Below are 17692 nucleotides of genomic sequence, written 5' to 3'. Positions count from 1 at the left end.
TGTTTTCCTTGTTCAAACGGTTCGACAGGTGGCCTGCGCAGCTTCGTACAACGCGTCGAGGTCGCGCTCCTCGCTCAGGGCGAACTCCAGACGACAGCGCTGACCGTCCGGCATCAACACGTGCAATTGAAGGTCGGGCTGAACGTCTGACAGAAAAATCCGCCCGTCCTCCAGCACGCTGGTGACATACCGGCCCTGTGCGTCGAACACACCGACGCCTTTGCGCAGCAAACCATTGTCCGCCGTGTGAGCCTGCAACAGCACACGCCGGGTGGTCACGATGTCGAAGGCCAGTTGCGGTACGGCGTTTCGTCCGGCTTCGACCTCTTGATAAGCGTTGTGCACATCGACATTGCGCGCAAGACTCACGGTGTCGAGCTCCACCCGCCCCTTGCTGTAGGCCGGCAAACTGGCCGCCACGGCACGGCCTGCGAAGTCGGTCCATACAGGGCCGCGCGGTGTGTTGAGTTTTATCCCCGCACTGTCGCCCGCCTTGAGCAAGGCAAAAGTGTCGCGCAATGGATAGGGCGAGAAGGTCACGCCTTCAGCATGCAGCAACGCACCGCCACGCAGACCGACGTCATAGCTCTGGTCGCCGGCACCGCTACGCGAGTAACCCGTGTCCAGCTGACTGTAACGAGGCAACAGATTGACCCGCCCGTTATACCCGGCCACCCCGCCATCGGAACGCTCGGTGCCGACGCTGTAGGCCAGGGTATCGCTGAGCTGTTCATTGAATTGCAGACCGCTGCGAGTGCCACTGATCGAGTCATTACGCACATCACCGCGCAACGTGCGACGCGCGCCCAACGGCACGCCGACACTCAAATAGACCGCCGTACCGCGAGCGTCATCCTCGTAACCGGCAACGTCGCGCTCCAGGGTCAACGTCAGATTGGCCCGGCGCACATTCTGCGACCAGGCGAAAGCGACCCGTGAAGTCGCGATGCCCTCAAACATGGAGTACCGCGAGTAGCTGGCGGAAAAACCGCCCAGTGTCGGGCTACTGGCGCTGAGGCTCGCCGCCAATTGATTGCGCACCCGCCGGTAAGGCTGATCGTTGCGCGAATCCCAAGCGGTATCCGAAAGCGTCCGGAAACCCTGTGTCTGCTGTGTCAGCGTCAGACTGGCCGACAGCCCTTCATCGAGCAACCCGTTGGCCGTCCACTGCAACTGTGTACCGGACAGCGCGTGATCCTGCGCCCGGGAAATGACCTGACGACCACCCAGTACCAGTCGATCACCGACGGCCCCTTGCATCGCCCACCCCAGCGACTGATAGCCCGTGCCGAGCATTGCGCCGCCCGTAGCCTGCCAGCGCGGGCCAAGCCGCCAGTCCCTGCTGGCAGCGGCAAACGACGGCGCATCCCGTTCATCCCCGGTGTATCGCCGCACCCTGCCCGCCGCCAGTGCATAGCCGGGAGTCCGGCAAGGCATCGCACCGCGCAACCGGGACGCAGGCACAAGAAAGCGCCGCTGCTGGCCATCTTCTTCGTGCACCGTTACCTCCAGATCCACGCTCTGACTGAGCAGCGGCAAACCCACCAGAGTGAAGGGGCCGGCAGGCACCACCGTCGTATAGATCAACGCGCCGTTCTGGGCCACTTCGATCCGCGCGGAGGAATAGGCGATACCCTCGACTCTGGCACTGGAACTGTCCTCGTCCAGTTCCATCAGTGCCAGTTCCGGCTGTACCTGGAAACCATTGAAGGCCTCACCGGAGAAAAGTGGTGAAACCATGTTCAACTGCCCCAACTGCAGATTGGCCCGATAGTGTTCGGATGTGTGCGAAGCGTAGGCATACAAGTGATCGACGCGCCCCTGTCCATCGAAACCGGTGTAGGCCTGGCGAGTACGAAAAGACCAGTCCACCGCGTTCAAGCCGACTTCCGTGTTAAGGCTGCGATACTGCGAGGAGTGCCCGGCATAACGACTACCGAGCAACAACGCGTCGTAATTGAACAGCCCTGCCGTACCACCGTTGACGAAGCTGTGCCGGGGCGGACTGTCGGGCAGCAGCGCGGCGGTGGGCACCAGCAGCGCGATGAGTTCACGGGACGGGTCGGCTTGTACCACGGAGTCCGGAAAACGCCGGGCGAACAACTCGCATCCCGGCTCTGCGTAAGACTCGACGTGCTCCTGGTCTCTGATGCCGCCACGCTCGAGCAGCGACGGTGTAAAACACAATTCACCCTCAGCATCGAACGTCACCTGTAACCGCCCCTTCGCCACGCCGTTGACCGATAGCGTTACCGCCTGCGCACCCTCGCGAAAACGCGGCGCCAGACTGAAATACTCAGCCAGGCGCGGATCCAGCCCACGCGACTTGAGCACATCCTGATTGAATTCCACCCTGACCGGCTCTGCGCCATGGCTTGACGAATAGCCAAGGGTGCCCATCAACAAGAGACCGCCATACCAAAGCGCAAACATCAATCCCGCCCCAGCGGGGCATCAAAATGCGCGATCGCAAAACCGTAGGTGGTCACCGGAAACAGCCGCACTTGTGTCGCCGGGGGTGCCCCTTCAGCGGTCCCGCTCAGCGTGAGTGTTTCGCCGGGCAGCAGATAAGTGCGCCCCAGATCCAGCTCCCGCTGCACCGGCAGTAACATCACAGAGTGACCCAACCGTACGACGTACGGACTGGGGTTGCGCACCTGCACTTCGACGCCTTTTTGCGTCCATCGCAAATGCCTCCACGGCTCGCGGTCAATCGGCAAGTTCGCCGGGCGCAGAATCGCCGGAATATTCTGGCGCACGCTCAGACTGACCTGAGCCTGGCCTGACGAGTCCTGTGGCGCGATGCCTTCGAATACCACGCGCTTGAGACGCTCGGTTTTCAATGGCTCGGCGCTACGCAGGATGAACCGCACACGCTGGGTTGCACCGGCTTCGACCCGACTGACCGGCGGCGTCAGCAACAGCAATGACTCGGTATCCTGCGGCACATCTTCGATAGTGGTGTGCAACAGCGCCGGATGCGGCTCGCTATTGAGTACATTGATCCCCGCTTCACCCACCGCTTCGTCCAGTACCACGACCGGCGTCTCTGGAACCATTCCCGTCGCTCGGGCAAGGACGGGCATCCAAGAACCGACCAGCCACACACCGACAATGGCATTGCGCACAAAGGCATTCATATTGTTGTCCACAGGCGAGCGCGCAGCCGGCACTCACGCCAGACCGCGAGCCAGCCGATTGTTTTGATTGGAAAATGACAGGCTTCGCAAGAAGCCGAAGCCTGTCGAATGTCCCTGCGCAGGAGTGCAACACTGTCTGCCCTGCCTTGAGGGCAGCCGTGCAATCCTCCTCAGAGGTAGAGCAACTCGAACGTCGCCGACCCTTTTAGAGGTATGTAATTGCTGAGATCCAGGTTCTGCGAAGGGCCGACGACCGGAACCAGAGTCATGGGAAATGTATGCACGACCCCTGGCATCGGCCCTGCTGCCAGCGACGCCCCCCATGAGTAGCGCAGGTTGCCACCCTCCACGTTTTTCCCGACCAGGGTTGCCGTATCCGGACTATCCCAGTTGGGCATGCTCCCTTGCTTGTACATCACCATGGAAGGCTGACCATCGACCGTAGGTGTCCCGAAGCGCAGCCCGTAGCCACCGATTTTTTTGGCGCCGGGCGCCAAGCCGATTCCGTAGATGTACATCGACCAGTCCGTTCCATCGACAACGATGCCCGGCAGTTGAGTATGAGCCTGATTGTCATGCACCTTGATCGCCATGGGCGCGGACGCCGAGCAGGTCACGTTCAAGGATATGGTGTGATTGGTCAGCTCGGTCTGACGGTCGGGGTTCAGAGAGGCAGCAGAAATATTCCCCAGATTGACCGTGTTACCGCCGGTGAATGCAGGCTTGCATGAGGTCGGCACGATGGTGCCGGTGATGTTCAGATCCCCACCAGCAGCCATGACCAATGACGGACACAGGGCACCTGCTATAGCTATTGCACGAAAGGTCTTGCGCATGAAAATTCTCACTCCATAAGAATCGAAAGATGACAGCCAGCTGCGCTTCTTCTGCTGAAAAACAGGAAACTTCCTGCCTCAGAATCGGCGTTGTCATTATTCCGATTGCTTCCCGGTAGCGATGTAAGGCAAGGGTGTATTGCGCGCTGGAAAAATCGCTGCAAGACGTAGCTGATGTGAGCCGGAAAAATCTTCAATTCGTTTAAGAACTCTCGCCCTTCCGACAGTCATAAGCTACAAGCCGCTCTGGTTCAGGGGTCGGATTGCATGACCTTCGAACAGATAACACGCCACAAATGCCGTGCCATACTCCTGACCTCGCCCACACCCGGAACGATCTGACTTGAGCTCCCGACACACCCTGCCATTCGCACTGATGTTCGTCCTGCTGCTCGCCGGGTGCGCCTCACTGGATGCTCCACGAGAACCCAGCCAGGTCCTGCCAGCCAACGGATCGGTATTCGGTCGCTCGATCCAGGCCCAGGCCGCGCCGTACAAAGGCCAGTCCGGCTTTCGCCTGCTGTCCAACAGCACCGAAGCCTTCACCGCTCGCGCCGAGTTGATCCGCAACGCCCAGAGCAGCCTCGATTTGCAGTACTACATCGTCCACGACGGCATCAGTACGCGGATGCTGGTGGAAGAAGTGTTGAAGGCTGCCGACCGTGGTGTGCGGGTGCGCATTCTGTTGGACGACACCACCAGCGACGGCCTAGACCTGATCATCGCCACGCTGGCGGCGCATCCGAATATCCAGATCCGCCTGTTCAATCCACTACACCTGGGCCGCAGCACCGGCGTGACCCGGGCCGCGGGTAGGCTGTTCAACCTGTCGCAGCAACACCGGCGGATGCACAACAAGCTGTGGCTGGCGGACAACAGCGCCGCCATCGTCGGCGGGCGCAATCTGGGCGATGAATACTTCGATGCCGAACCCAACCTGAACTTCACCGACATCGACATGCTCAGCATCGGGCCGGTCGCCGAACAGCTCGGACACAGTTTCGATCAGTACTGGAACAGCGCCCTGAGCAAACCGATCGACGAATTTCTCACCAGCAAGCCCTCGGCCAAAGACCTGCAGAACACCCGCACACGCCTGAAAGAGTCCCTGGAAGAAACCCGCAAACAGAATCACGCGCTGTATCAGCAACTGATGACCTTCACCACCCACCCGCGCATGGACATCTGGCGCCGGGAGCTGATCTGGGCCTGGAACCAGGCGCTGTGGGATGCACCGAGCAAGGTGCTGGCGGACGGTAAACCTGATCCTCAGTTGTTGCTGACCACACAACTGGCACCGGAGCTGCGGGGCGTCAGCAAGGAACTGATGATGATTTCCGCCTACTTCGTGCCGGGCCAGCCCGGGCTGGTTTACCTGACTGGCCGTGCTGATGCGGGTGTGTCGGTGAGTCTGCTGACCAACTCGCTGGAAGCCACCGACGTACCAGCGGTGCACGGCGGTTATGCGCCGTATCGCAAGGCACTGCTGGAACATGGCGTGAAGTTGTTTGAGCTGCGGCGCCAGCCTGGGGATAACTTCGGCAGTGGCCCGCATCTGTTTTACAGCAAGTCGTTTCGCGGCTCGGATTCCAGCCTGCATAGCAAGGCGATGATCTTCGACGGGAAAAAAGCGTTCATTGGCTCGTTCAATTTCGACCCGCGCTCGGTGCTGTGGAACACCGAAGTCGGGGTGCTGGTGGACAGCCCCGAGCTGGCTGCCCATATACGGGAACTGGCTTTGCAGGGCATGGCGCCGGCGTTGAGTTACGAGGCGAAATTGCAGGACGGGAAAGTCGTCTGGGTTACCGAGGACAACGGTCAGATGCACACGCTGACCAAGGAGCCCGGCAGCTGGTGGCGGCGCTTCAATGCATGGTTCAGCACCACGGTGGGGCTGGAGCGGATGCTGTAGCAGCCCGCCCCGTTCGGATCATCAGGCCGGCTCCGGCACCTTGCCGAACGCCCCTTGCCGCGACAGCAGAATCACCAGCCCGAACGCCCCGGCCGCCATGAACCACGGCAACGCGTGCCCGCTGATCCATTGACTGCCCGCCCCCGCCGCCAACGGCCCGATCAGACAACCCACGCCCCACAGCTGCGCAACATGCGCATTGGCGCGCACCAGCGCGTCGTCACGGTAGCGCTCGCCGATCAGGATCAGCGACAGGGTGAACAGGCCACCGGCACTGGCGCCGAACAGCACCCACAGCGGCCAGATCAGCAGGGTGTCGATCAGCATCGGGATCGCCAGACTCGACAGCATCAGCACCACGGCGCAACCGGCGAACAAGGTCCGCCGCGACAGGTAGTCGGCCAGCGCACCGATGGGCAATTGCAGCAGCGCATCGCCGACCACCACGGTGCTGACCATCGCCAGCGCTATTTCCGCCGTGAAGCCCTGTTGCAGGCAGTACACAGGCAACAGGGTCAGGATCATCGCCTCAAACGCGGCGAACAACGACACCGCCCAGGCAATCGCCGGCAATTCGCGACTGAAGCCCCACAGATCGCCGAAGGTCACGCTGCTGGCCTCGCTGCTCGGCGCCCCACTGCGCCCCAGCAACAGAAGTGGCGCAGCGATCAAAAGGCCGACACCCACCCAGAAGCCGTAATCATGCTCGGTACCGAGCGCACCCAGCAGTAACGGCCCGGACAGTTGGCTGAGCGCATAACTGCTGCCATACAGCGCCACCAATCGCCCGCGCCACTGCTCGACCACCAGTTGATTGATCCAGCTTTCGCCGAGGATGAAGACGATGGTCAGGATCACCCCGATCATCAGCCGCAGCACCAGCCAGATCGGATAACTCGGCAGCAGCGCCAGCAAACCGATGGACAATGCCCCGGCCCAGAGGCAAAGACGCATCAGGTTTGCCGTACCGAAGCGCGCCGCCAGATGACTGGAGATCTTCGCCCCCAGCAACACGCCAATGGCCGGCATCGCCGCCATCACGCCGATGGCGAACGAGCCGTAGCCCCAGCCCTCCAGGCGCAACGACACCAGCGGCATGCTGACGCCAAGGGCCAGCCCAACACTCAAGACAGACGCCAACACGGCGAAATACGTCGCCCAACGCATGGCCCACGCTCCTGTGGATAATTTTTATGTGCACCACAAAACACTGTGGGAGCGAGCTTGCTCGCGATAACGGTTTCACATTCAGCAAATGTGCTGACTGATACACCGCTTTCGCGAGCAAGCTCGCTCCCACAGGGATCTTTGTATCGTTCGAGAGCCTGCCTGAGCAGGCTCCCTCAACGGTTTACAGCTTGATCCAGGTCGCCTTCAGCTCGGTGTATTTGTCGAACGCGTGCAGCGATTTGTCGCGACCGTTGCCCGATTGCTTGAAGCCGCCGAACGGTGCGGTCATGTCGCCGCCGTCGTACTGGTTGACCCACACACTACCGGCACGCAGTGCCTTGGCGGTCAGGTGTGCCTTGGAGATGTCCTGCGTCCAGACCGCCGCCGCCAGGCCGTAAGGCGTGTCGTTGGCGATGTTGATCGCTTCCTCGGCCGTGTCGAAGGCGATGACCGACAGCACCGGGCCGAAGATCTCTTCCTGGGCAATCTTCATCGCATTGCTCACGCCGTCGAAAATCGTCGGCTCGACGTAGGTGCCACCTGTTTCCTGAAGGATGCGCTTGCCGCCGGCTACCAGTTTGGCGCCGTCGGTGTGGCCCGACTCGATGTAGGACAGCACGGTGTTCATTTGTTGAGTGTCGACCAGCGCACCCACGTTGGTGGCCGGGTCCAGCGGGTTGCCCGGTTTCCAGGCTTTCAGCGCTTCGATCACCATCGGCAGGAATTTGTCCTTGATCGAACGCTCGACCAGCAGACGGGAACCTGCGGTGCAGACCTCGCCCTGGTTGAAGGCGATGGCGCTGGCAGCGGATTCAGCGGCCGCTTGCAAGTCCGGCGCATCGGCGAACACGATGTTCGGGCTCTTGCCGCCGGCTTCCAGCCAGACGCGTTTCATGTTCGATTCGCCGGAATAGATCATCAGTTGCTTGGCGATCTTGGTCGAACCGGTGAACACCAGGGTGTCGACGTCGTTATGCAGAGCGAGCGCCTTGCCGACGGTGTGGCCGTAGCCCGGCAGCACGTTCAGCACGCCTTTCGGAATGCCGGCCTCGACCGCCAGTTCGGCGATGCGGATGGCGGTCAGCGGGGATTTTTCCGACGGTTTGAGGATCACCGAGTTACCGGTCGACAGGGCCGGTCCGAGTTTCCAGCAAGCCATCATCAACGGGAAGTTCCACGGCACGATGGCACCCACCACGCCCACCGGCTCACGGGTTACCAGACCCAGTTGATCGTGCGGGGTGGCGGCGACTTCGTCGTAGATCTTGTCGATCGCTTCACCGCTCCAGCTCAGGGCTTGGGCGGCACCCGGTACGTCGATGTACAGCGAATCGCTGATCGGCTTGCCCATGTCGAGGGTTTCGAGCAGGGCCAGTTCTTCGGCGTGCTGCTTGAGCAGGCCGGCGAAACGGATCATGGTGGCTTTGCGTTTGGTCGGTGCCAGGCGCGACCAGACACCGGAATTGAAGGTGGCGCGGGCGTTTTCCACGGCGCGCTGAGCGTCGGCGGCGTCACAGCTGGCAATCTTGCCCAGCAGACGGCCATCGACCGGGCTGATGCACTCGAAGGTCTCGCCGGAGACGGCATCGGTGTACTCGCCATTGAGATAGGCGCGGCCTTCGATCTTCAGGTCGCGGGCGCGTTGTTCCCAGTCGGCACGAGTCAGGGTGGTCATTCGAGTGTCCTCCTCTTGTTGAATACGAGCGCCGCGCGATCTTCGCCGGCGTTCTCAGGAATTCTGCCCGGCCAGCCTGTTTTCGGCCCAAGGCACCCGCCACCCTAAACCAGCGGCCGGGGTTGTTTCAATATATTTGACATAAGCCGGTCATACGGCCTTGCGGCGTTCAATTTAATCAACATAGACTTTGGCCTTTTCAAGCCACCGCGCCGTCATCACGGGAGAAAACAACAATGAACATCCAGAACGTCGTCGACATCAGCCTGACCATGGAGCAGGCCGAACGCTACCGCCCGGACCCGGCCAAAGTACTCAAGGGCGATCCCGAGCAGGCGGTGTTCAATCAATACGACAGCCCTTGCGGGCAAATGGGCGTCGGCGTGTGGGAAGGTGCAGTGGGTCAGTGGACGGTGAATTACACCGAACACGAATACTGCGAAATCCTCCAGGGCGTTTCGGTACTGCGTGACGGCGAAGGCAATGCCAAGACCCTGCGTGTCGGCGACCGCTTCGTGATTCCGGCCGGTTTCCGTGGCACCTGGGAAGTGCTGGAAGCCTGCCGCAAGGTCTACGTGATCTTTGAACAGAAGGCCTGAAGCCTTTCGCCAGGCAACAAAAAAGGCCCGTATCGTGAGATACGGGCCTTTTTCGTAAGTCGGGAAAAATCAATTACTTGATTTTGCCTTCCTTGTAGATCACGTGCTTGCGAACAACCGGATCATATTTCTTGATCTCGATTTTGTCCGGGGTAGTACGCTTGTTCTTGTCGGTAGTGTAGAAGTGACCAGTACCGGCGCTCGAAATCAAACGAATCAATTCACGCATGATTAGCTCCCTTAAATCTTGCCGTCGCGACGCAGCTCGGCCAGCACAACGCTGATGCCACGCTTGTCGATGATACGCATGCCTTTGGCGGAAACGCGCAGGCGTACGAAACGTTTCTCTTCTTCAACCCAGAAGCGGTGATGCTGCAGGTTCGGCAGGAAACGACGACGGGTTTTGTTGTTTGCGTGGGAAATGTTATTCCCGGTTACCGGACCCTTACCGGTAACTTGACATACTCTAGACATGCCTCAGCCCTCTAAAACCACATGCCCAACCCGGCATGGGTTGGCCGCTTAATCTCTAGTCATTGTGGCGCCAGGCGCCGCGATTCTTTAGAGGTCTTACCGGCTACACCTACAAGCGAAGGAACCGGGCCCCTAGAAAAGAGCGCTGCTTTATACCAGAAAGACCACGGAGCAACAACTTTCCGTGTGCAATGAATGGCTAAAAAGCCGCTTTTCCTGCCCGCAAGCGGCTTGGGCAAAGGCTGGCGGCAATTTTTACCATTCGTCGAAGAAAAACGATCATACCCGCATTCGGGACTTTTCCTGCCGCCACTTCCGACAATTCCTCAGCCGCACAGCCCCGAAAATGCAAAAAGGGGATAGTCATTTGCAATCGCGACCACTAGGGTAGGCTTTTTCCAGACTGCACTTGCAGATGGGCCTTCGATCTGTAAAGGAAGCCGACCATGCGCCTCGCTGCCCTCCCCCTGCTCCTCGCCCCGCTCTTGCTGAGCCCCCTGGCCCATGCCGCCGCCCTGAGCGTGTGCACCGAGGCCAGCCCCGAAGGGTTCGACGTGGTGCAGTACAACTCGCTGACCACCACCAACGCCTCGGCCGATGTGCTGATGAATCGCCTGGTGGACTTCGATACGGCGACCGGCAAAGTGGTCCCGAGCCTGGCCGACAGCTGGGAAGTCAGCACCGACGGCCTGACTTATATATTCAAACTGCACCCGCAGGTGAAGTTCCACTCTACCGAGTACTTCAAGCCGACCCGCGAACTGACCGCCGAAGACGTCAAGTTCAGCTTCGACCGCATGCTCGACCCGGCCAACCCGTGGCACAAGGTTGCCCAGAGCGGCTTCCCGCACGCCCAGTCGATGCAGCTGCCGAGCCTGATCAAGAAGATCGACGCACTCGACCCGCTGACCGTGCGCTTCACCCTCGACCACCCGGACTCAACGTTCCTGGCAACCCTGAGCATGGGTTTCGCCTCGATCTACTCCGCCGAATACGCCGACAAGCTGCTGAAGGCCAACGCGACCGACAAGCTCAACAGCCAACCCATCGGCACCGGTCCGTTCGTCTTCACCCGCTTCCAGAAAGACGCCTCAATCCGCTACAAGGCCAACCCGGACTACTTCGGCGGCAAGCCTGCGGTGGACCCGCTGATCTTCGCCATCACCCCGGACGCCAACGTGCGCCTGCAAAAGCTGCGGCGTAACGAGTGCCAGATTGCCCTGTCGCCAAAACCACTGGACGTACAGGCGGCGAAGCAGGAGCCGACGCTGAAAGTCGAAAAGACTGACGCGTTCATGACCGCATTCGTTGGCATCAACAGCCAGCATCCGCCACTGGATAAGCCGGAAGTGCGTCAGGCGATCAACCTCGCCTTCGACAAGGCCAACTACCTCAAGGCTGTGTTCGAAGACACCGCCGAACCCGCCAACGGCCCGTACCCGCCGAATACCTGGAGCTACGCGAAGAACCTGCCGGGTTACCCGCACGATGTGGCAAAAGCCAAGGCTTTGCTGGCCAAGGCCGGCCTGAAGGATGGTTTCCAGACCACCATCTGGACGCGTCCGTCAGGCAGCCTGCTCAACCCGAATCCGAGCCTCGGTGCACAACTGCTGCAATCCGATCTGGCGGAAATCGGCATTCAGGCGGGAATCCGCGTGATCGAATGGGGCGAGCTGATCCGTCGCGCCAAGGCTGGCGAGCATGATTTGTTGTTCATGGGCTGGGCCGGCGACAACGGCGACCCGGACAACTTCCTCACCCCACAGTTTTCCTGCGCGGCGGTGAAGTCCGGCACCAACTTCGCCCGCTACTGCAACGCCGATCTGGACAAGCTGATCAGCGCCGGCAAAACCACCAGCGAACAAGGCGTACGCACCAAGCTCTACGAACAGGCTCAGGCGCAGATCCAGCAGCAGGCGTTGTGGCTGCCGCTGGCGCATCCGACGGCGTATGCGCTGACGCGCAAGGACGTGCAGGGTTATTCGGTGAGCCCCTTCGGTCGGCAGGATTACTCCAAGGTCACCCTCAAATAATCCGCCCCGGCTTGCAGCGACTGCAGTCGCTGCAAGCTACATCCAGCCACACTCCGCCATCGACAGCGGCTCCCCATCACCGACGATGAAATGATCGAGCACCCGCACGTCGATCAGCTCCAAAGTCTTCTGCAAGCGCTTGGTCAATAATCGATCAGCCTGGCTGGGATCGGTGTTTCCCGACGGGTGGTTGTGGCACAGGATCACCGCCGCCGCGTTGTTGGCCAGGGCACGTTTCACCACTTCACGGGGATGCACGGCGGTGTTGTCGATCGAGCCTCGAAACAGAGTCTCGAAGGTGAGCACTTGATGCTTGGAATCCAGAAACAGGCAACCGAAGACCTCATGCGGCTCGTGGCGCAGCATGGCTTTGAGGTAATCACGAACCACTTGTGGGTTTTCAAGCGCTGTTTTTTGCCGTGAACGCTCGGCCAGATGTCGTTTGCTCATTTCTTGAGCAGCTTGCAGCTGGGCAAACTTTGCAGGGCCGAGACCCAATTGCTTGCTGAATGCTTCCTGATCGGCCTCAAGCAACAATCTCAGACTGCCAAACTGATTCAACAGATGCCGCGCCAGATCGACTGCACTTTTTCCCGGCACACCGGTCCGCAGGAAAATCGCCAGCAGTTCAGCATCCGAAAGGCTCGCAGAGCCCTGTTCCAACAACCTTTCCCGCGGCCTTTCCGCCGCCGGCCAATCGCGAATACTCATACACGTTCCTTGTCTGTGGGCGCCGCTGTTCCATAGCGGTCGCTGTGATATCGTAGCCCATCTTTTTTGCGGGCGAATTCACCCTGGGGAGGGGGTTTCGCCACGCATGTCACCAACGAAATGAAAGGCAGACCTATGCAGCGGCTGTATCGGAAACGCATCGTTCTGGGCGTCGGCGGCGGCATTGCTGCCTACAAGAGCGCCGACCTTGTGCGCCGCCTTATCGATCAGGGCGCCGAAGTGCGCGTGGTCATGACCCGTGGCGGCAGCGAATTCATCACCCCGCTGACCATGCAGGCCCTGTCCGGCCACCCGGTTCACCTGGATCTGCTCGACCCGGCCGCCGAAGCAGCGATGGGCCACATCGAACTGGCCAAGTGGGCCGATCTGGTGCTGATCGCCCCGGCAACCGCCGACCTGCTCGCCCGTCTGGCCCAAGGCATTGCCAACGATTTGCTGACCACGCTGGTGCTGGCCACCGACGCCATCGTCGCAGTCGCTCCAGCCATGAACCAGGCCATGTGGCGCGACCCGGCGACCCAGGCCAACCTACAACTCCTTGAAAGCCGTGGCCTGAAGACCTTCGGCCCGGCCTCCGGCAGCCAGGCCTGCGGAGACGTCGGCATGGGCCGCATGATGGAAGCCACCGATCTGGCCCAGCTCGCGGCGGACTGCTTCCAGCGTCAGGCACTGACCGGCAAGCACGTGGTGATCACCGCCGGCCCGACCCAGGAAAACATCGACCCGGTGCGCTACATCACCAACCACAGCTCCGGCAAAATGGGCTTCGCCCTGGCTGAAGCCGCGATGGAAGCCGGCGCCCGCGTCACGCTGATCAGCGGCCCTGTGCATTTGCCGACTCCGGATCGCGTCACGCGTATCGATGTGGTCAGCGCCCGCGACATGCTCGCCGCGTGCGAAGCCGCGATCCCGTGCGACATCTTCATCGCCTCGGCGGCGGTCGCGGACTACCGTCCGGAAGTCGTCGCCCCGCAAAAATTGAAGAAAGACCCTACCAGCGGCGACGGCTTCGTCCTGCAAATGGTGCGCAACCCGGACATCCTGGCCACCATCGCGACCCGTCCCGACCGTCCGTTCAGTGTCGGCTTCGCCGCCGAGACCGAACACCTGCTCGACTACGCTGCACGCAAGCTGAAGGACAAGAATCTCGATCTGATCGTCGCCAACGACGTCGCCAACCCGAGCATCGGTTTCAACAGTGAAGAAAACGCCTGCAGCGTCATCGACCGTGGGCTGCACGCCACGGTTTTCGCCCAGACCAGCAAGAGCAAGATCGCTCGCCAGCTCGTCACTTTTATCGCCGAACGTCTGAACCAGGTTTAATTTACATGCACGCTTTGCAAGCCAAGATCCTCGACCCACGCATCGGCACCGAATTCCCGCTGCCGCAATACGCCACACCGGGCTCCGCCGGCCTCGACCTGCGCGCCATGCTGCAAGAGGACATCGTGATCAAACCGGGTGAAACCGTGCTGATCCCTACCGGGCTGTCGGTGTACATCGGCGACCCTAACCTCGCCGCGTTGATCCTGCCGCGCTCGGGCATGGGCCATAAGCACGGCATCGTGCTGGGCAATCTGGTCGGCCTGATCGACTCCGATTACCAGGGCCCGCTGATGGTCTCCTGCTGGAACCGTGGCCAGACCGAATTCACCATGCCGGTCGGCGAGCGTCTGGCGCAACTGGTGCTGGTACCGGTGGTGCAGGCGCACTTCGAAATGGTCGAAGAGTTCGTCGAAACCGAGCGTGGCGCTGGCGGTTTCGGCCATTCCGGTACCAAGTGATCGGTTAGAAATCCATCGTGGCGAGTGCGTGTTGCTTGCCACGAAATTCAAAATGTCATCTGCAAGGTTTAGCGCCGAAAATCAAGGCATTGGCAGGCCAAAGCCACGCCGTACAAGGCGTCATGGCCCTTTCACACCACGAACTCTCTGTGAAAACCGCCGTCATACCCTTCAGTTTGAGCCTGCCGTCGAGATGAATCGTCGGTGTGTCCCACCCCTTTCGAGATGGAGCATTTCCGCAGATGAGCACCCCCGCCCAAGTCGCCCCGAAGCTTCCCGACAGCATCTTCCGCGCCTATGACATTCGCGGCACCGTGCCGGAATTTCTCAATGGCGAAACCGCCTACTGGATCGGCCGCGCCATCGGCTCCCAGAGCCTGGCCCAGGGTGAACCGAACGTGTCCGTCGGCCGTGACGGCCGCCTGTCCGGCCCCGAGCTGGTTGCCGAGCTGATCCGCGGCATCGCCGAAAGCGGCTGCCACGTCAGCGATGTCGGCCTGGTGCCGACCCCGGCGCTGTACTACGCCGCCAACGTGCTGGCCGGCAAATCCGGTGTGATGCTCACCGGCAGCCATAATCCGTCGAACTACAACGGCTTCAAGATCGTGATCGCCGGCGACACCCTCGCCAACGAACAGATCCAGGTTCTGCACGAGCGTATCAAGAGCGGCAACCTGAGCAGCGGCCAGGGCAGCGTGACCCAGGTCGAGATCCTCGACCGCTACACCACCGAAATCGTCCAGGACATCAAACTGGCCCGGCGCCTGAAAGTCGTGGTCGACTGCGGTAACGGCGCGGCCGGCGTAATCGCCCCGCAACTGATCGAAGCACTGAACTGCGAAGTCATCCCGCTGTTCTGCGAAGTCGACGGTAACTTCCCGAACCATCACCCGGACCCGGGCAAGCCTGAGAACCTCGTCGACCTGATTGCCAAGGTCAAGGAAACCAAGGCTGACATCGGCCTGGCCTTCGACGGCGACGGCGACCGCGTCGGCGTGGTGACCAACACCGGCACCATCGTGTTCCCGGATCGTCTGCTGATGCTGTTTGCCCGCGATGTGCTGGCCCGCAACCCGGGCGCGGAAATCATCTTCGACGTCAAATGCACCCGTCGCCTGATTCCGTTGATCAAGGAATACGGCGGCCAGTCGCTAATGTGGAAGACCGGTCACTCGTTGATCAAAAAGAAAATGAAGCAGTCCGGCGCGTTGCTCGCCGGAGAAATGAGTGGGCACATCTTCTTCAAGGAACGCTGGTTCGGTTTCGACGACGGCATTTACAGCGCCGCACGGCTGCTGGAGATCCTCAGCAAGGAAAAATCCGACGCGGAAACGCTGTTCGCGACCTTCCCGAACGATATTTCCACGCCGGAAATCAATATCCATGTGACCGAAGAGAGCAAATTCAGCATCATTGATGCACTGCACGATGCGCAGTGGGGTCCAGGCGCCGACCTGACCACCATTGACGGCGTGCGGGTCGATTACGCCAAAGGCTGGGGCCTGGTGCGCGCCTCCAACACCACACCGGTGCTGGTGCTGCGCTTCGAGGCCGATGACGAGGCTGAATTGCAGCGCATCAAGGCTGTGTTCCATGCCCAGTTGAAACGCGTTGCACCTGATCTCCAACTACCGTTCTGATTCACCCGGAGCCCTGAATGACCCTCGAACGCGAAGCCGCCGCCCAAACCGCCAAGGTCCTGTCCGAAGCGTTGCCTTACATCCGACGTTATGTCGGCAAGACCCTGGTGATCAAATACGGCGGCAACGCGATGGAAAGCGAGGAGCTGAAAACCGGCTTCGCCCGCGACATCGTCTTGATGAAAGCCGTCGGCATCAACCCGGTTGTGGTTCACGGCGGCGGCCCGCAGATCGGTGATCTGCTCAAGCGCCTGTCGATCGAAAGCCACTTCGTCGACGGCATGCGCGTGACCGACGCGGCGACCATGGACGTGGTGGAAATGGTCCTCGGCGGCCAGGTCAACAAAAGCATCGTCAACCTGATCAACCGTCACGGCGGCAGCGCCATCGGCCTGACCGGCAAAGATGCCGGGCTGATTCGTGCGAAGAAGCTCACCGTCACCCGCCAGACCCCGGAGATGACCCAGCCTGAAATCATCGACATCGGTCAGGTGGGCGAAGTGGTCGGGATCAACACCGAACTGCTGAACCTGCTGGTCAAGGGCAACTTCATCCCGGTGATCGCGCCGATTGGCGTGGGCGAGAACGGCGAGTCGTACAACATCAACGCCGACCTGGTGGCCGGCAAGGTTGCCGAAGCACTGAAAGCCGAGAAGCTGATGTTGCTGACCAACATCGCCGGCCTGATGGACAAGTCGGGCAAGGTCCTGACCGGCCTGAGCACCCAGCAGGTCGACGACCTGATCGCCGACGGCACCATCTACGGCGGCATGCTGCCGAAGATCCGCTGTGCACTGGAAGCGGTTCAGGGCGGCGTGGGCAGCTCGCTGATCATCGACGGCCGCGTACCGAACGCGATCCTGCTGGAAATCTTCACCGACACCGGTGTGGGCACACTGATCAGCAATCGCAAGCGTCCTTAAGCGGTAGCGCAAACAAAAAGACCCCGCTCAGCCTGGCTGAGCGGGGTCTTTTTTTACCCGGAAGAAGCGATCAGACGCCGAACTGGGCGCGATAAGCTTCAACGGCTGGCAGGTGCTGCTTGAGCTGCGGGTCGTCTGCCAGGAATTCCAGCACCTGGTTCAGCGACACGATGCTGATGACCGGGATGCCGAAATCACGCTCGACTTCCTGGATTGCCGATAGCTCGCCGTTGCCGCGCTCCTGACGGTTCAGGGCGATCAACACGCCAGCAGCCTTGGCGCCGTCCTGGGAAGCGATGATCTGCATCACTTCACGGATCGCGGTGCCGGCGGTGATCACGTCGTCGATGATCAGCACGTCGCCAGTCAGCGGCGCGCCAACGAGGCTACCGCCTTCGCCGTGGGCCTTGGCTTCCTTGCGGTTGAAGCACCATGGCAGGTCACGGTTGTGGTGCTCGGCCAGCGCCACGGCAGTGGTTGCCGCCAGCGGGATGCCTTTGTAGGCCGGGCCGAACAGCACATCGAACGGAATACCGCTCTCGGCGATGGCTGCGGCATAGAAACGACCCAGCTGCGCCAGCGCGGAACCCGAGTTGAACAGGCCGGCATTGAAGAAGTAAGGACTGGTGCGCCCGGACTTCAGGGTGAACTCACCGAAGCGCAAAACGCCGCGATCGATGGCAAAACGAATGAAATCGCGCTGATACGCTTGCATGAAAAAAACCCCAAATACCACGGATTTAGCTAATTAGCTTGACGCCGTGTATCATACAC

General features: G+C 60.8%; 15 protein-coding genes and 1 pseudogene. 7 read left to right on the top strand and 9 right to left on the bottom strand.

Annotated features, from left to right (window positions below; all coding sequences use genetic code 11):
- Positions 1–12: 12 nt before the first annotated feature.
- The 3 genes from CAF87_RS10680 to CAF87_RS10670 all read right to left on the bottom strand — a co-directional run bounded on the left by CAF87_RS10680 (position 13) and on the right by CAF87_RS10670 (position 3976).
- Complete coding sequence (locus CAF87_RS10680) at positions 13–2433, bottom strand: fimbria/pilus outer membrane usher protein (protein WP_085731391.1); 2421 nt, start codon at positions 2431–2433, stop codon at positions 13–15.
- On the bottom strand, positions 2433–3140 hold the full coding sequence (locus CAF87_RS10675; protein ID WP_085731390.1) for a fimbria/pilus chaperone family protein: 708 nt from the start codon (positions 3138–3140) through the stop codon (positions 2433–2435). The genes CAF87_RS10680 and CAF87_RS10675 overlap by 1 nt, the downstream gene beginning before the upstream one ends.
- A gap of 170 nt (positions 3141–3310) precedes the next feature.
- On the bottom strand, positions 3311–3976 hold the full coding sequence (locus CAF87_RS10670) for a DUF1120 domain-containing protein (protein WP_085731389.1): 666 nt from the start codon (positions 3974–3976) through the stop codon (positions 3311–3313).
- 376 nt (positions 3977–4352) lie between these two features.
- Here CAF87_RS10670 and CAF87_RS10665 point away from each other — a divergent pair, with 376 nt between their 5' ends.
- On the top strand, positions 4353–5888 hold the full coding sequence (locus tag CAF87_RS10665; protein WP_139831721.1) for a phospholipase D family protein: 1536 nt from the start codon (positions 4353–4355) through the stop codon (positions 5886–5888).
- Positions 5889–5909: 21 nt separating this feature from the next.
- Here the strand turns inward: CAF87_RS10665 and CAF87_RS10660 are convergent, their stop codons facing one another.
- Both CAF87_RS10660 and CAF87_RS10655 read right to left on the bottom strand, forming a co-directional pair.
- Positions 5910–7055, bottom strand: coding sequence for an MFS transporter (locus CAF87_RS10660; RefSeq protein ID WP_085731387.1), 1146 nt, complete (start codon positions 7053–7055; stop codon positions 5910–5912).
- 184 nt (positions 7056–7239) lie between these two features.
- Positions 7240–8733, bottom strand: a complete 1494-nt coding sequence (locus CAF87_RS10655; protein WP_085708877.1) for an aldehyde dehydrogenase — start codon at positions 8731–8733, stop codon at positions 7240–7242.
- Positions 8734–8969: 236 nt separating this feature from the next.
- Here CAF87_RS10655 and CAF87_RS10650 point away from each other — a divergent pair, with 236 nt between their 5' ends.
- Complete coding sequence (locus CAF87_RS10650) at positions 8970–9332, top strand: cupin domain-containing protein (protein ID WP_085731386.1); 363 nt, start codon at positions 8970–8972, stop codon at positions 9330–9332.
- A 73-nt stretch (positions 9333–9405) separates the two neighbouring features.
- On the opposite strand, the gene rpmG is transcribed toward CAF87_RS10650, so the two are convergent.
- Together rpmG and rpmB are read right to left on the bottom strand one after the other, a co-directional pair.
- Positions 9406–9561, bottom strand: a complete 156-nt coding sequence (rpmG, locus tag CAF87_RS10645; protein WP_003177274.1) for a 50S ribosomal protein L33 — start codon at positions 9559–9561, stop codon at positions 9406–9408.
- Between the two features lie 11 nt (positions 9562–9572).
- Positions 9573–9806, bottom strand: coding sequence for a 50S ribosomal protein L28 (gene rpmB / locus CAF87_RS10640; protein ID WP_003229474.1), 234 nt, complete (start codon positions 9804–9806; stop codon positions 9573–9575).
- A 446-nt stretch (positions 9807–10252) separates the two neighbouring features.
- Between rpmB and CAF87_RS10635 the strand changes: the two genes are divergently transcribed.
- On the top strand, positions 10253–11839 hold the full coding sequence (locus CAF87_RS10635) for an ABC transporter substrate-binding protein (RefSeq protein ID WP_085731385.1): 1587 nt from the start codon (positions 10253–10255) through the stop codon (positions 11837–11839).
- A gap of 36 nt (positions 11840–11875) precedes the next feature.
- Here the strand turns inward: CAF87_RS10635 and radC are convergent, their stop codons facing one another.
- The gene (gene radC / locus CAF87_RS10630; protein WP_085731384.1) at positions 11876–12550 is read right to left on the bottom strand and encodes a DNA repair protein RadC; all 675 of its coding nucleotides are present in this window, start codon (positions 12548–12550) and stop codon (positions 11876–11878) included.
- Between the two features lie 135 nt (positions 12551–12685).
- On the opposite strand from radC, the gene coaBC reads away from it, so the two are divergent.
- From coaBC to argB, 4 genes and pseudogenes are all read left to right on the top strand, one after another.
- A complete protein-coding gene (gene coaBC, locus CAF87_RS10625) occupies positions 12686–13894 on the top strand; it encodes a bifunctional phosphopantothenoylcysteine decarboxylase/phosphopantothenate--cysteine ligase CoaBC (RefSeq protein ID WP_085731383.1) in 1209 nt (402 codons plus the stop codon).
- A gap of 5 nt (positions 13895–13899) precedes the next feature.
- A complete protein-coding gene (dut, locus tag CAF87_RS10620; RefSeq protein WP_007954445.1) occupies positions 13900–14355 on the top strand; it encodes a dUTP diphosphatase in 456 nt (151 codons plus the stop codon).
- A 236-nt stretch (positions 14356–14591) separates the two neighbouring features.
- Positions 14592–15995: pseudogene (locus CAF87_RS10610) on the top strand (phosphomannomutase/phosphoglucomutase); the annotation flags it as partial.
- 17 nt (positions 15996–16012) lie between these two features.
- Positions 16013–16918: an acetylglutamate kinase gene (gene argB, locus CAF87_RS10605; RefSeq protein WP_065258175.1), complete on the top strand. Its 906-nt coding sequence runs from the start codon at positions 16013–16015 to the stop codon at positions 16916–16918.
- Positions 16919–16988: 70 nt separating this feature from the next.
- Here argB and pyrE read toward each other — a convergent pair whose 3' ends face one another.
- Positions 16989–17633, bottom strand: a complete 645-nt coding sequence (gene pyrE, locus CAF87_RS10600) for an orotate phosphoribosyltransferase (protein ID WP_011336558.1) — start codon at positions 17631–17633, stop codon at positions 16989–16991.
- Between the last annotated feature and the right edge of the window lie 59 nt (positions 17634–17692).

The organism is Pseudomonas sp. R38(2017), assembly GCF_002112395.1.
Lineage (GTDB): Bacteria > Pseudomonadota > Gammaproteobacteria > Pseudomonadales > Pseudomonadaceae > Aquipseudomonas.
The sequence above is the reverse complement of the archived record's forward strand: the minus strand, read 5'-3'. Positions and strand labels throughout refer to the sequence as shown.